The sequence below is a fragment of the Rhodobacter sp. NSM genome (assembly GCF_052244495.1).
Lineage (GTDB): Bacteria > Pseudomonadota > Alphaproteobacteria > Rhodobacterales > Rhodobacteraceae > Cereibacter_A.
Genome location: NZ_JBQPXH010000002.1, coordinates 338,295 through 352,797 on the forward strand (window position 1 = coordinate 338,295; position 14,503 = coordinate 352,797).

Here is a 14,503-nt window from a genome sequence, read left to right on the forward strand (position 1 = left end):
AACGGATTACTGCGCGAGCGAGAGCCAGCGGGTCAGGTGAACATCGGGCAGGTTGTCCGCATAGCCCTGCACCCTGTCCGAGACGAGGGCGCGCGAGGAATAGGTCAGCAGCGGAATCGCCGGAACCTCGTCGAGGAAGATCTTCTCTGCCTCCGCCATGATCTGCGCGCGTTCGTCCAGATCGATCGTCTGCGCGGCCTTGTCCATCAGCGCGTCGTAATCGGCGTTCTTCCAGCGAGGATAGTTGAAGGGAACGTCGGACTCGAACAGGAACAGGAAGTTCTGCGGGTCGGAGTAGTCGCCGATCCAGCCCGCGCGGACGATGTCATAGGCGCCGCCCTCCTTCAGGTAGTTGAAGTAGTTGGTCCCTTCCATCTCGTTCAGCGTCGCGTTGATGCCGACGTTCTTCAGCATGTCGGCGATGGCGGTCATCGTGTTCCGGTGGTTCTCGGACGAATTGTACGAGAGCTGCACCGTCAGGCTGCCCTCGGCGACCCCCGCCTCCTCGAGCAGCGCCTTGGCCTTGTCCTCCCGGTCGAGCAGATCCTCGTCGGCATAGTCGAGAGACGGCGGGTCCTGCACGTAGTTCGAGATGCCGGGCGGGACCATCGTGTAGCCGGGCAGCATGGTCTCCTGCCAGACTTCCTCGGCGATGAAGGTCCGGTCCAGCACCATCGAGATGGCCTGCCGCACCCGCTTGTCCTTGAGCGGGCTGCCGTCGGCGCCCTTCACCGGCAGATAGTAGGTCCCGAGATAGGGAGCGACGTGCAGCTCGTCCTTCAGGTTCTCGCGCATGTAGGTCATCTGTTCGGCCGGAACGTCGGTGCACATCTGCACCTCGCCCGCCTCGAAGCGGCGCAGGCAGGCCGAGCGATCCTCGAAGGGCACCCATTCCACGCGATCGACGGCCACATTGGCGGCGTCGTGGAAGTTCTCGTTCTTCTCCAGCACGATACGGTCGTTGGGCACGAAGCTGACCAGCTTGTAGGCGCCGTTCGTGACCATCACCCCGGGCTTGGTGAAGTTCGACCCTTCCGCCTCGACCGTCGCCCGGTGCATCGGCAGCGAGGACTGGTGCGTCAGCAGTTCGAGGAAATAGGGGGTAGGCGCGTTCAGGGTGAACTTCAGTGTGCGCTCGTCCACCGCCTCGACGCCCAGTTCCTCGGGCTGCATCTCGCCGGTTGCGACGGCTTCGGCATTCGCGATCGGATAGAGGATGTTCGCATAGACCGCCGCGGTCGCGGGCGTCATGATGCGCCGCAGGGCAAAGACGAAGTCCTCGGCCACGACGGGATCGCCGTTCGACCACTTCGCGTCGTCGCGGAGCTTGAAGGTGTAGGTGAGGCCGTCCTCCGAGATCTCCCAGCTTTCGGCCACGCCGGGCACGACCTTGGCTTCGGCATCCTGCACCACGAGCCCCTCGTAGAGGTCGTTCATGATGCGGCTCTCGGCCACCGTCGAGGTCAGGTGATGGTCGAGCGTCGCGGGGTCGGTGTCGTTCCCGCGCACCAGCGTCACCTGTGCGGCGGCAATGCCGGCGCTTCCCGCAAGAAGCGCGAGCACGCAGGCGCCCGTGCGAAGCGAAAGGGTCGTCATGGGATTGTCCTCCTTGTTGTCCTTCTGGTTGAGTGGATCCTTCCGCATCTTTCGCAGCCGCAGGAAGCCCGTTTGCCGCAACGGCACATGCGGATGAGCAAGATCTTGCCGGTCGCTTGCCGAACATCCGGCCGGGGATGCGGTTCCGTTCCCCTTGCCGCGGGCCGCGCGCAATGCCGCCGCCTCAGCCCCAGGTCTCCGGCTGCTGCGCAATGCTCAGGCCTTCGCGGCACCTCAGGCGGTTGTGGATGTCGGTGGCGGCAATCTCGGCCTGTGCCATCGCCACGGCGATCTGGTTGAGGCCGGTCACCACGTCGCCCGCGGCCCAGACGCCGGGGAGAGCCGTGCGCTGATGCGTGTCTGTCCCGATGCGGCCGTCCGGCAGAAGCGGCAGACCCATCGACCGGGCGAGGTCGGTCTGGGGCTCGTTCCCCAGCCCCGCATAGGCGGCGTCGAACCGGCGTGACGTGCCGTCCGGCAGATGAACCGTCACCCCGCTCTCCGGACGGGCCTCGATGTGCCTGACGGTCCGGTCGTCGACCTCCACGCCCGCGGCGGCGAGCTTCTGGCGCCAGGTCTCCGGCAGCTCCTGCCCGAGGGTCATCAGCGTGATGTCGGCGGTATAGCCTCTCAGGAAGAGCGCTTCGCTCACCGCGCAGTCCTCGCTGCCGAGGACCGCGATCCGGCGGTCCGTGACCTCGAACGCGTCGCAGACCGGGCATTGCCTGATCAGCCCCTCGCGGACATGGGTCCGCGCATCCGGCAGGTCGGGCAACCGGTCGCGCACCCCTGTGGCGAGGATGACGTGGCGGGCGGTCAGCGGTCCTTGCGTCGTGTCGATCTGCCAGAGGCCTTCCGGCAGGCGGTGCGCGGTCCCTGCCGCAAGCGGCGCAGGCTCGATCCCCAGCCGGCCGAGCTGGCTTCGCATCCGCGAGAGAAGCTCCGGCCCCCGAATGCCTTCGGGAAAGGCCGGGTGGTTGTGAGACCGGGGAATCAACGACGCGCGGCTTTCACCGCCATCGAGCAGCACCACGCTCCGCCTGAAGCGTGCGAGGAAAATGGCGGCAGTCAGGCCGGCCGGGCCTGCGCCTACCACGATGCAATCGGTCATGCGTTCACTCGCTGGTTGAACTTGCGCAACATACAGGGCGGTTGCACGTTCCAGAGTGAAAATTTCATCTTGCATGAACCAAAACGGCTTCTAGAGGTTGAACCGGCGACGCAGCAGGAGAGAGCCGAATGATCGCGACCGAAGATCCGTTGCGGAACCGCCCCCCTGCAGCGGCGGTGGTTCAGGCGGATTGCAGGCTCGCGGGAGCCGTGAGGGTTCTTGCCTGCGATGCGGCACCCGTCCTCGTGGCGCACCCTCCCGCCGAAGGCGAGGTGCTGCGCCTGATCCGGGACCCGCGGAAGCCTTTCGCCTCGGGGATCGTGCTTCTCATCGACGAAGCCGGCCGGGCGGTCGCCGAGCTTTCGAGCCTGCCGGTCCGGATGATTGCGGCACTGCTGGACAACGGCTGCCACAGCTTCGCGCTCGTGGAGGCTTCGGGGTCGCGACTCTCCGTCGCAATTCACCTCGCCGCGCCGGTCTGAGCAAGCTATCAATGTGATATCACGCCAGATCTTTTTCGCTGACCGATCCGCGCAAGCATGTATGCGTGCGCCGGCTGACCTTGCGACAAGATTCTCCACCGGATAATCCAGCCAAGAAATTGACATAATTTCTGCGGATTTCGCCCGTGTTCGCGTGGCATGCCGCACTTCGGGCAGGCGGAGTGAAGAGCGATGGCGACGAGGAACGGCGGGAGCGGCGACGACAGCCTCACCGGCACCTATAACCGCGACACCATGACCGGATATGGTGGCAACGACACGCTCAGGGGCCTCTCCGGCAACGACACGATCTACGGCAACGACGGCAATGACCTGCTCGATGGCGGCAACGATGCCGATTACCTCGACGGCGGCTCCGGCGACGACCAGTTGCTGGGAGGCTCGGGCAACGACAGTCTCATCGGTTCGACGGGCAACGACACCCTCTCGGGCGACGACGGTGCCGACGGCCTGTCCGGCGGCGACGGCAACGACGTGCTCGACGGCGGGACTGGCAACGACACGCTCCTGGGTGGCGACGGCAGCGACGACCTCGATGGCGGGATAGGCAACGACAGCCTCGACGGCGGTGCCGGTAACGACACGCTCGAGGGCGGGGTGGGGACCGATACCCTGTCCGGCGATGCGGGAGACGACAGCCTGTCCGGGGGAGAGGGCAACGACAACCTCTCGGGCGGCGACGGCAATGACAGCCTCGCAGGCGGGGCCGGTGCCGACACGCTGAACGGCGGCACCGGGCTCGACATTGCCGACTACAGCGGCTCCGCGAGCGCGGTCAACGTCAACCTGACGACTTGGACCGCCTCGGGCGGCGACGCACAGGGCGACGTCCTGAGCGGGGTCGACGGCCTGATCGGTTCGACGCATGACGACACCCTGGTCGGCTTCGACGGCGAGTCGACGACCGGCAGCGACATCTACACGAACGTCATCCATGGCGGAGGCGGCAACGACGTCATCGACGGCCGCGCCGGCGACGACAGCCTGTTCGGCGACGACGGCAACGATACGGTTCTCGCCGGGGCCGGCAGCGATGTGGTCGAGGGCGGGGCGGGCGACGATTCCCTCGACGGCGGGTCGGGAGATGACACGCTGCTCGGTGGCGACGGCAACGACCGGATCGATGGGGGCGACGGCAGTGACGTCCTGACCGGCGGAGCGGGAAACGATACCGTCGTCGCAGGTCTGGGTGACACGATCGTCGGCGGCGAAGACTCCGACGATGGCGATCGCGACGTGCTGATCCTCAATGTCGGCGGAGATTATCCCTATACGGTCGTCCGGGACGAGGATGACCCGGAATCGGGGTGGATCTACTTCGAGACGCCAAGCGGCACGCAGTCGATCCGCTTCGAGAACATCGAGAAGATCCGCTACGTTCCCTGCTTCACTCCGGGCAGCCTCCTGCTGACGCTGCGGGGAGAGGTGGCGGTCGAGGACCTCCGGGTCGGCGACCGGGTCCTGACCCGCGACAGCGGCTATCGTCCGGTCCGCTGGATCGGCCGGCGGCACCTGCCGTCCTCGATGCTGTCCTTCCAGCCCGAGCTGCGGCCGATCCTGATCCGGCGAGGTGCCCTGGGCCCTGACCGGCCATCGCGCGACATGATGGTGTCGCGCCAGCACCGCATGCTTATCTGGGGCGCGCGAGCGGAGCTTCTCTTCGGCGAAGGCGAGTTGCTGGTGCGGGCCGCACATCTGCTCGGACAGCCGGGCGTCGAGGAGGCCGCCGCGAACGACGTGACCTATCTTCACGTGCTCTTCGATCGGCACGAGATCGTCATGGCCGACGGCACATGGACCGAGAGCTTCCAGCCCGGCGACCGCACGATCGAGGGGCTGGATGCCGACCAGCGGGCCGAACTCTTCGCCATCTTCCCCGAGCTTGCCACCCGAGAGGGTGCGGCAAGCTTCCCGGCCGCGCGTCCGACCCTGCGCGCCCACGAGGCGCGCGCGCTGCTGGCGTCGCAGGCGCCGTCCGACGTGCAGGCGCCGGATGAAGGCCAAGGCGCGCTCGACCCGGCGGCCTGACCGTCATCCCGTCTGCAGCACGGCTCGCCGCCGCCCGTCAGGCAGCGGCGCTTGCGGCAAGATCGCCGGCTTCAGCCGCGCGGCTTCTTCGGCGGCGTGAAGCGACGGCTCGTGTCGGATGCATCGGCGCGCGGCTTGCGCGGAGCGTCCTTCTTGCCGAACTCCTTCTTGAAGCCTCCGGCGCGCGGCGGCCTGTCGGTGCCGCCCTCACTGCGGGGCTTCGCGGGGCGTTCGTCGCGGGCCCCCTTGAAACCGGCAGACCGGGCCGGGCGCTCGTCTCCGCTACGGGCGCGCACGCCCTCGGCATCGCCCCGAGCCACCTTGGAAGGGGTCCTTGAGCCCGTCGAGCGCGGAGCGTCCTCTGCGCGCGGCTTGAACGGGCGGGTCGTCTCGTCGCCGCGCGTCTTGCCTCGGGCTGGCGCTTCCGCATCGTGCGACTTGTAGCCTGCCGACCGAGACGCCGTGCCCCCGTGCGACTTGTAGCCGGCGGACCGGCCGGTGGCCTCTGCCCTGGCGGCCTGCACCTTGGCGCCGGGACGGGCCGGCCGATCGTCCTGAGCCCGGCGCGGCTTGCGCCCCTCGTCGTCGCCGACGCCCTCTCGGCGCGGCCGGAACTCATCGCTCGTTTCACGCTTCGCGAACGGCGGGCGCTCGTCCCGCCGCGGACGCGGCGCGCGTTCGGGGTTGTCGTCGGGGGTCCAGCCGCTGCGCGGCGCTTCATTGGCTTCGTCTACGAAGCGCGACGGCTTGCGCTGGTAGGGGGTCTTTTCGCGCCGCGGTGCTTCGTCATTCCGCTCCGGCCGATGGCGCTCGCCTTGCTCGGGCCGCGGCTTGCGGGAGACGGGTCTCTCCGGGCGCTCCAGCATCGGCTCGCCTTCGATCCGCACCATGCCGACGCCGGCCTCGATCTCGAGCGCCTCGCCGAAGCGTCCTGCCGCTGCCTTCGCGATCTGGACGAAGGTCTGCTCCTGCTGGACGCGGATCGCCCCGATCTCGTTCTTGGTCACGCCGCCCGCTTCGCAGATCTTCGGCAGCAGCCAGCGCGCCTCGGCCCGGCCGGTGTGGCCCACGGCAACGGCATACCAGACGGCTTCGCCGAACTCTCCCCGCTCGCGCGGGGCGCGCTGCGCCGGCTCTGGCGGGGCGAGATCCTGCAGCACCTCGGGGGCCGAGCGCCCTTCACGCCAGAGGCGCACGAAGGCCGCGGCCATCTGCTCGGGGCCGAAGCGCTCGAGGAGTTTCTCGGCCAGCGGCATCTCTTCGGAGAGATCCACACCAAGCACCGGATGCTCGAGCAGCCGCGCATCGTCACGTTCCTGCACCTCGTCGGCCGAGGGCGGCTTGCCCCAGTCGGCCACGAGCTTCGCTCCGGTCAGCAGTCGCTGGGCCTTGCGCACCTCGGAGGGGGCGGCGATCAGCACCGACACGCCCTTGGCGCCTGCGCGACCCGTCCGGCCCGAGCGGTGGAGCAGCGTTTCCGAGTTCGTGGGCAGGTCCGCGTGGATCACGAGTTCCAGTCCGGGCAGGTCGATGCCCCGTGCGGCCACGTCGGTCGCGATGCAGACGCGGGCACGGCCGTCGCGCAGGGCCTGCAGCGCATGGGTCCGCTCCTGCTGCGAAAGCTCGCCCGACAGAGCCACCACCTGGAAGCCTCGGTTGCCCATCCGCGCGAGCAGGTGGTTCACCGCCATCCGCGTCTTGCAGAAGACGATGGCCGAGGGCGCCTCGTAGAAGCGGAGCACGTTGAAGATCGCATGCTCCCTGTCGCGTGCACTGACGGTCAGGGCGCGATACTCGATGTCGGCATGCTGCTTCCGCTCGCCCGCGGTCTGGATGCGGACGGCATCGCGCTGGAATTCCTTCGCCAGCGCCTCGATTTCCTTCGGCACGGTGGCCGAGAACATCAGCGTGCGACGTTCTTCCGGCGCGGAGCCGAGAATGAATTCCAGATCCTCGCGGAAGCCCAGGTCGAGCATCTCGTCGGCCTCGTCGAGCACGACGGCGCGCAGGCCCGAAAGATCCAGCGAACCGCGCTCGATATGGTCGCGCAGGCGGCCGGGGGTGCCGACGACGATATGCGCGCCACGATCGAGCGCACGACGTTCGGTCCTGTAATCCATTCCGCCGACGCAGGTGGCGATATGCGCACCCGCCTCGCCATAGAGCCAGCCGAGTTCGCGCGCGACCTGCAGGGCAAGCTCCCGCGTGGGAGCAATGGCGAGCGCAATGGGCGCATCGGAATAGAGCAGCCGCTCGGCTCCCTGCAGGATCTCGGGGGCCACGGCAAGGCCGAAGGCCACGGTCTTGCCGGACCCGGTCTGGGCGGAAACGAGGACATCGCGCCCGGCCACGCCTTCGGCGAGCACCGCCTCCTGGACCTGGGTGAGGGTTTCGTAGCCCTTGGCGGCGAGGGCCGCAGCCAGAGGCGCGGCAATATCGGTATGGGTCATGTATCTGCCAAATGGGGGGCGCGCTCGGGCGCCCGGGTTGACGGCCAACCTGCTCCCATCGCGGCCGGGCCTCCTCGCCCGCCGTCCAGAGTGTCTGGGCCGTCCGGGCGCTCTACAGGATTCGACCCGGCATGTATAGCGGCTTGACTCCGACATACCGTTCGGTATGTTCAGGCGGAGAGGATCGTTGATGAGTGCGGGCGGCAGGGGCGACGGGCGCAGACGGCTGCTGGCGGCGGCAACGCGGCTGGTGCGCGAGCAGGGCTTCGCGGCGACATCCGTCGAGGCCATCTGCCGCGAAGCCTGCGTGACGAAGGGCGCCTTCTTCCACCACTTTCCCAGCAAGGAGGCGCTGGGGGTGGCGGCGGCCGAAAACTGGTCAGACATGACGGGGCGCCTCTTCGCCGAGGCGCCGTATCACGAGCCTGCGGATCCGCTGGATCGCGTGCTCGCCTACATCGACTTTCGACGTTCGCTCGTTGCAGGCGAAGTCGCGGACTACACCTGTCTCGTCGGCACGATCGTGCAGGAGGCCCACGGCTGCGATGCGGTGCGGGCGGCCTGCGCCGCAAGCATCTACGGGCATGCGAGAACGCTGGAGGCCGACCTGGCCGAGGCGATGCAGGCGCGTGGCGTCACCGGGGTGGATCCGGCAGGTCTTGCGCGGCACATGCAGGCGGTGCTGCAGGGCAGCTTCATCCTCGCCAAGGCCGGAGGAGGGCAGGCTGCGGTATCCGAGGCGCTGGATCACTTGAGACGGTATGTCTGCCTGATGTTCTCGATCCCCGGTCGATCCGGGGCCTGATCCCGGCGGCGGGAGGTGGCCGGGACGAACAGTGCCCTTCGGGGCCTTCCAGAAAAGGAGACTTGCGATGCCTTACGTCGACGGATTCGTCTGTGCCGTTCCGGTGGACAACCGGCAGAAGTACATCGACCACGCCGCGCAGGCGGCAGCGAAGTTCAAGGAGCTCGGCGCGCTCAAGGTGGTGGAATGCTGGGGTGACGACGTGCCCGAGGGCAAGGTGACCTCATTCCGCATGGCGGTAAAGCAGGAGGAGTCCGAGGCCGCCGTCTTTTCCTGGATCGTCTGGCCGTCGAAGGAGGCGCGGGACGTCGCCTGGAAGCAGATGATGGAGGATCCAGAGATGGCCGAGATGGGCAAGGACATGCCCTTCGACGGCAAGCGCATGATCTATGGCGGGTTCCAGACCATCGTGGATGTCTGACATGGGCGGGTTCATCTGGCACGAGTTGACCACCGAGGATCCGGACGCGGAGGCGGCCTTCTACGGCCGCCTTCTCGGCTGGGAGGCGGAGCCCTTTCCGGGCATCGAGCCTCCGTATCTCGTCATGCGGGCCGGCGGTGCCGCGGTCGCGGGAATACAGGTGGAGAAGGCGCCGCAGCCGTCGGGATGGATCGGCTACGTGCACGTCCCGGATGTCGACGAGGCCACCCGGACGGCCGCGGCTTCGGGCGGAGTGGCGGTCGGCGAACCCGAAGAGATGGAAGAGGTCGGGCGGATGCAGATCATGTGCGACCCCGACGGCGCGCATTTCGTGCTGATGACGCCCGCCCGGCCGGAGCCTCCTCCGGCGGCCGGTCCGGGCACGCCGGGCCTGCCGGTCTGGGACGAACTCTACGGTGCGGATACCGAACGATCCTTCGCCTTCTACGCCGACTTCGCCGGCTGGACGAAGGACACTGCGATGGATATGGGCGAGATGGGGCCCTACCAGATGTTTGCCGCCGGAGGCACCACCATCGGGGGCATGATGCGCGCGCCCGAAGGGGTGCCCCGGCGCTGGCTGACCTACTTCACGACCGGATCGATCGCATCCTCGATCGATCTGGCGAAGGAACTCGGGGCGCAGCACATCTTCGGCCCGCAGGAGGTGCCGGGCGCCATGTGGATCGCGCAGTTTCTGGATCCGAAGGGGCATATGTTCGGCCTCGTCGGCCCGAAGGGCTGAGAGCACGATCCCGGGCGCCTTCGGCCGCCCGGCCTCGCCTCCTGCCTCCGAAGCCTCGGCCGGAAGCCCATTGCCGGATGACGTCGGATCGGCACGCCCATGCGCCGACCGTTTGCCTCTTGGACTTTGACGGACCCGCGCGCATATAGGGGCACCACGTCAGACGGAGGATGAACCATGCTCGGATTCGGTGAAAATCCCGCGAACGGCGCCGCTCCGCAGGGCGACCTCGTGAAGGACGCCTCGGAAGCGACCTTCATGAAGGATGTGATCGACGCCAGCCGCGAAGTTCCTGTGATCGTCGATTTCTGGGCGCCCTGGTGCGGGCCCTGCAAGACGCTCGGGCCGGCGCTCGAAGCCGCGGTGACGGCTGCCAAGGGCAAGGTTCGCATGGTCAAGGTCAACGTGGACGAGAACCAGATGATCGCGGCGCAGCTGCGCATCCAGTCGATCCCGACGGTCTATGCCTTCTTCGAGGGGCAGCCCGTGGACGGCTTCCAGGGCGCGCTGCCGGCCTCCGAGATCAAGAAGTTCGTGGAGAAGATCGCGGCCATGGGCGGCGACGGCGGCCTCGCCGACGCACTCGCCGCCGCCGAGGAGATGCTGTCCGAAGGCGCGATCGTGGACGCACTCGAGACCTTCGCCGCGATCCTCGGCGAGGAGCCGGAGAATGCCGCGGCCTATTCGGGGCTGATCCGCTGCCACCTCGCGGCCGGCGATCTCGACCAGGCCGAGGCCTATGCCGCCGCCGCTCCCGCCGCCATCGCGAAGACCAAGGAGATCGAGGGCGCCCGTGCCCAGATCGAGCTGGCACGGCAGGCCGCCAAGGCCGGACCCGTCACCGAACTCAGCCGTGCCGTCGAGGCCGATCCGGCCAACCATCAGGCGCGCTTCGACCTCGCCCTCGCGCTTCACGCCGCGGGGCGGGTGGACGAGGCGGTGGACCAGCTGCTCGAGCTTTTCCGGCGCGACCGCGAATGGAACGAGGGGGCGGCGCGGACGCAGCTTTTCATCATCTTCGACGCGCTGAAGCCGACCGATCCGATTGTTCTGAAAGGGCGCCGGCGGCTCTCCTCGATGATATTTGCCTGACGGATGGGGCGGGCTAGTTGAGAGCCCATGATCAAGCAGGCCGACCTTCCCGACGTGATCCCGGTGTTCCCGCTGCCTGGCGCCCTGCTCCTTCCGCGGGCGCGCCTTCCGCTGCACATTTTCGAACCGCGCTACCTGCAGATGCTCGACGACACGCTGAAGACGCAGCAGCGCCTGATCGGGATGGTACAGCCGCGCGACGTGCCTGGCGGGGCCGAGAAGCGCCTCCACGCCATCGGCTGCGCAGGCAGGCTGACCGGCTTTTCCGAGACCGAGGACGGGCGTTACATGATCACGCTGTCGGGGATCTCGCGCTTCCGGGTGATCTCGGAGGTCCAGGGCTTCACCCCCTATCGCCGCTGCACCGTGGACTGGACGAACTTCTCGCGCGATCTCGGCCCGACGGAGTCGGACTGCGGATTTCAGCGCGATGCCTTTCTCGAGTTGCTCGGCCGCTACTTCACTGCGATGGAGCTCTCGACCGACTGGGGAAGCCTGCGCGAGGCCGAGGAGGAGTTGCTGATCAACTCGCTCTCGATGCTCTGCCCCTTCGATCCCGAGGACAAGCAGGCGCTGCTCGAGGCGCCCTCGCTCGAGACGCGGCGGGAAACGCTGGTGACGCTGATAGAATTCGCCCTGAGGGGCGGCAATGGTGAAGAGGTGATGCAATGACCGAGTCCCCCCTGTTCGACCGCCGGATGCTCGAGGCGCTCGTCTGCCCCGTCACGCAGGCGGTGCTGAGCTATGACGCGGGGCGCCAGGAACTGGTGTCGAAGCAGGCGCGGCTGGCTTTTCCGATCCGCGACGGGATTCCGATCATGCTGGTGTCGGAGGCGCGGGCTCTCTGACCCGGGCGCTTGGGCCGGCGCCGGGGGCTGTCTGCCCCCGGACCCCCGAGGATATTTCCGCGAGAATGAAGGCCGGAGGCCCGGATCTGTCAGATCGCGCGGCCCTGCAGGAGCCTCGGCAGGTCTCCGGAGAGGCCGGCCGCCTGCCGGATGAAGCCGCGGCGGAGGCCGGGGAGGGCGTTGACGATCCCCATTCCGAGGTCGCGACCGGCCCGGAGCACGGGGTTGTCGTTCGAGAACAGGCGGTTCACCATGTCCATGCCGAGGGCAAGGGCCGTCGCGTCGAACCGCCGCCACTGCTGATAGCGATCGAGGACCAGCGCCGAACCCGGATCCTCGCCGCGCCGCGCGGCAAGCGTCAGCACCTCGGCCAGCGCCGCCACGTCGCGGAGGCCGAGGTTCAGCCCCTGACCGGCAATCGGATGCACCCCATGGGCCGCATCGCCCACGAGGGCCACCCGAGGGGCCACGAAGCTGTGGGCAAGCGACAGCGACAGCGGATAGGTGAAGCGGTCGCCCGCGAGGCGGATCTCGCCGAGGAAGTCGCCGAAGCGCGGCCGCAGGGCATCGAGATACTGGGCATCGGGCAGGCGCTGGATCTCGGTCGCTGCGGCCTCGCCTTCGCTCCAGACGATCGAGGAGCGGTGGCCACCCGGCAGCGGCAGGATCGCGAGCGGTCCCGAAGGCAGGAAATACTGCCAGGCCGTGCCCTCGTGCGGGCGCTCGTGCTCGACCGCGGTGACGAGGGCGGTCTGGCCATAGCCCCAGCCGGTGCGGCGGATGCCGGCGCGGCGCGCGGTGCCGCTCTGGCGCCCGTCGCAGCCGACGAGGAGCCGGCCCGAGAGCCGGTCGCCGGTGGAGAGGGTGACGGTGACGCCGGCCGCGTCGGTCTCTTGCGCCTCGACCGTCGCGCCCGAGATCAGGCGGATGCGCGGCTCGGCCTGCATCGCGGCCAGGAAGGCTGCGTAGAGGAAGCGGTCCTCGAGCAGGAAGCCCATCGGCCCCTCCTCGATCTCGGAATGATCGAAAGTCAGCACGAAGGGCGAGGGACCGGTGGCGGTGGCGCCATCCGACGTCACGACGCGCAGGATCGGCTGCGCCCGGGGCGCGAGCCCCTCCCAGAGCCCGAGCGCCGACAGGAGCCGCTTCGAGGCCAGCGCCAGCGCATAGGCGCGCCCGTCAAAGCCCGGTTCGGCGCGCTGCGGCGCGGGCCGTCCATCCACGACCGTCACGGAGAATCCGTTTCGCGCCAGCGCGAGGGCCAGCGCGGGGCCGTTCAGCCCGCCTCCGGCGATGAGAATGTCGGCAACCTGGGTCATGCGGCCAATATGGCCGGGCCTGCGGGATTGTCCAGTGACGCCCGCGCGGTTACCGTCCGCGGTCGAGACAGGGAGAACGCGATGGACTGGCTGTGGATGACGGCGGCGGAACTGGGGCGGCGCATCGATGCCGGGAAGATCCATCCCGTCGAACTGACCGAGGCTTTCCTCGATGCGGCAGCCGATCATCCCGAGAACGACCGGATCTATGCGCGGATGACGCCGGAGCGGGCGCGGAACGAAGCGATGGCCGCGGCGGAGCGGGCGAAGCTCGGCCTGCGCCGGGGGCCGCTCGACGGGGTGCCGGTGTCGTGGAAGGACCTGTTCGACACCGCCGGCACCGCGACCGAGGCGGGCTCGGCCCTTCTGCGGGGGCGGGTGCCGGACCAGGATGCGGAGGTGGTCGAGACGGCGACGCTTCATGGTCTCGTCTGTCTCGGCAAGACGCACATGTCCGAACTGGCCTTTTCGGGGCTCGGGCTCAATCCGGTGACGGCCACGCCTCCCTGCGTCAACGATCCGGTGGCTGTGCCGGGCGGCTCCTCCTCGGGGGCCGCGGCCTCGGTGGCCTTCGGTCTCGCCCCGGCGGCCATCGGCTCGGACACGGGTGGATCGGTCCGGATCCCGTCGGCCTGGAACGATCTCGTGGGCCTGAAGACGACCTCGGGCCGCCTCTCGCTGAAGGGGGTCGTGCCTCTGGCCGCCCGTTTCGACACGGTGGGGCCGCTCGCGCGCAGCACCGAGGATTGCGCCCTGCTGATGGCTGCCCTCGAAGGGGCACGGGCGCCGGACCTGCGCGGGGCGTCGCTGACGGATGCGCGGTTCCTCGTCCTCGAGACCGTGGCGTTGGACGACCTGCGCGAGGCGCCGGCGCGCGGCTTCGAGGAGGCGCTCGACCGGCTGGGCCGGGCCGGGGCGAGGATCGAGCGCGGATCCGCGCCCGAAGTGTCCGAGGCCATGGCTCTGGCCGGACCGCTTTTCACGGGCGAGGCCTATGCCACCTGGGCGGAGGTGATCGAGGCTGCACCCCATTTGATGTTCCCCCGCATCCTCGAACGGTTCCGGTCGGGCTCTTCGGTCTCGGCTGCGGATTTCATCGGCTGCTGGCAGCGGCTCGAGGAGTTGCGGGCTGTCTGGAGCCTGCGGACGGCTGCCTATGACGCCGTGCTCGTGCCGACCTCGCCGATCCTGCCGCCGGTTGCGAACCGCCTGATGACTGACGAGGATTATTACGTCACCGAGAATCTCCTCGCGCTCCGGAACACGCGGATCGGCAACCTGATGGGCCTGCCGGTCCTTACGCTGCCGACCGGTCAGCCCTCCTGCGGGATCTCGCTCATGGGGCGCCCGTTCCGCGAGGAGCATCTGCTGCGGCTGGGGGCGGCCGCCGAACGGGCATTGGGCTGAGGGGAGCGAGAGCCCCGGTCCGGAGCGTCCCCGACGTCGGCGGAGCCGCGCCTGCCGGATGTTCGGGTCCGGGGTCATGCCAGGCGACATTCTTGCCTCGACGGCGAAAAAGCCACAGCGCCGGGCACGCCTGACGCCGTTGGGCGTTTTTCTGGACCCTCCGGCAAGTTGCCGCTAT

At 68.6% G+C, this 14,503-nt stretch carries 13 protein-coding genes; 9 read left to right on the forward strand and 4 right to left on the reverse strand.

The annotated features are described in order from the left end of the window. Positions 1 to 6: 6 nt before the first annotated feature. The gene (locus tag ACTVZP_RS06115; RefSeq protein WP_443211222.1) at positions 7 to 1,596 is read right to left on the reverse strand and encodes a peptide ABC transporter substrate-binding protein; all 1,590 of its coding nucleotides are present in this window, start codon (positions 1,594 to 1,596) and stop codon (positions 7 to 9) included. 184 nt (positions 1,597 to 1,780) lie between these two features. After that, positions 1,781 to 2,707 (reverse strand): NAD(P)/FAD-dependent oxidoreductase, encoded by a 927-nt coding sequence (locus ACTVZP_RS06120; protein WP_443211223.1) that lies wholly within the window; start codon positions 2,705 to 2,707, stop codon positions 1,781 to 1,783. A gap of 128 nt (positions 2,708 to 2,835) precedes the next feature. Here ACTVZP_RS06120 and ACTVZP_RS06125 point away from each other — a divergent pair, with 128 nt between their 5' ends. Together ACTVZP_RS06125 and ACTVZP_RS06130 are read left to right on the forward strand one after the other, a co-directional pair. Further along, on the forward strand, positions 2,836 to 3,189 hold the full coding sequence (locus ACTVZP_RS06125) for a hypothetical protein (RefSeq protein ID WP_443211224.1): 354 nt from the start codon (positions 2,836 to 2,838) through the stop codon (positions 3,187 to 3,189). A 192-nt stretch (positions 3,190 to 3,381) separates the two neighbouring features. Then, a complete protein-coding gene (locus tag ACTVZP_RS06130; protein WP_443211225.1) occupies positions 3,382 to 5,238 on the forward strand; it encodes a Hint domain-containing protein in 1,857 nt (618 codons plus the stop codon). Positions 5,239 to 5,309: 71 nt separating this feature from the next. Here ACTVZP_RS06130 and ACTVZP_RS06135 read toward each other — a convergent pair whose 3' ends face one another. Next, positions 5,310 to 7,688 (reverse strand): DEAD/DEAH box helicase, encoded by a 2,379-nt coding sequence (locus ACTVZP_RS06135; RefSeq protein WP_443211226.1) that lies wholly within the window; start codon positions 7,686 to 7,688, stop codon positions 5,310 to 5,312. A 190-nt stretch (positions 7,689 to 7,878) separates the two neighbouring features. Here ACTVZP_RS06135 and ACTVZP_RS06140 point away from each other — a divergent pair, with 190 nt between their 5' ends. From ACTVZP_RS06140 to ACTVZP_RS06165, 6 genes are all read left to right on the forward strand, one after another. After that, on the forward strand, positions 7,879 to 8,493 hold the full coding sequence (locus tag ACTVZP_RS06140; RefSeq protein WP_443211227.1) for a TetR/AcrR family transcriptional regulator: 615 nt from the start codon (positions 7,879 to 7,881) through the stop codon (positions 8,491 to 8,493). A 67-nt stretch (positions 8,494 to 8,560) separates the two neighbouring features. Further along, on the forward strand, positions 8,561 to 8,914 hold the full coding sequence (locus ACTVZP_RS06145) for a DUF1428 domain-containing protein (protein ID WP_443211228.1): 354 nt from the start codon (positions 8,561 to 8,563) through the stop codon (positions 8,912 to 8,914). Position 8,915: 1 nt separating this feature from the next. Beyond that, complete coding sequence (locus ACTVZP_RS06150; RefSeq protein WP_443211229.1) at positions 8,916 to 9,659, forward strand: VOC family protein; 744 nt, start codon at positions 8,916 to 8,918, stop codon at positions 9,657 to 9,659. A 177-nt stretch (positions 9,660 to 9,836) separates the two neighbouring features. Beyond that, complete coding sequence (trxA, locus tag ACTVZP_RS06155) at positions 9,837 to 10,751, forward strand: thioredoxin (RefSeq protein WP_443211230.1); 915 nt, start codon at positions 9,837 to 9,839, stop codon at positions 10,749 to 10,751. A 27-nt stretch (positions 10,752 to 10,778) separates the two neighbouring features. Next, entirely contained in the window at positions 10,779 to 11,423 is a 645-nt protein-coding gene (locus ACTVZP_RS06160) for an LON peptidase substrate-binding domain-containing protein (protein ID WP_443211231.1), read from the forward strand. Continuing rightward, positions 11,420 to 11,599 carry a Trm112 family protein gene (locus tag ACTVZP_RS06165; RefSeq protein ID WP_443211232.1) on the forward strand — a complete coding sequence of 60 codons (180 nt, stop codon included), beginning with the start codon at positions 11,420 to 11,422 and terminating at the stop codon, positions 11,597 to 11,599. The genes ACTVZP_RS06160 and ACTVZP_RS06165 overlap by 4 nt, the downstream gene beginning before the upstream one ends. A gap of 89 nt (positions 11,600 to 11,688) precedes the next feature. Here the strand turns inward: ACTVZP_RS06165 and ACTVZP_RS06170 are convergent, their stop codons facing one another. Further along, a complete protein-coding gene (locus ACTVZP_RS06170; RefSeq protein WP_443211233.1) occupies positions 11,689 to 12,918 on the reverse strand; it encodes a UbiH/UbiF/VisC/COQ6 family ubiquinone biosynthesis hydroxylase in 1,230 nt (409 codons plus the stop codon). Positions 12,919 to 12,999: 81 nt separating this feature from the next. Here ACTVZP_RS06170 and ACTVZP_RS06175 point away from each other — a divergent pair, with 81 nt between their 5' ends. Next, positions 13,000 to 14,325, forward strand: a complete 1,326-nt coding sequence (locus ACTVZP_RS06175) for an amidase (protein WP_443211234.1) — start codon at positions 13,000 to 13,002, stop codon at positions 14,323 to 14,325. The last annotated feature ends 178 nt before the right edge of the window (positions 14,326 to 14,503 follow it).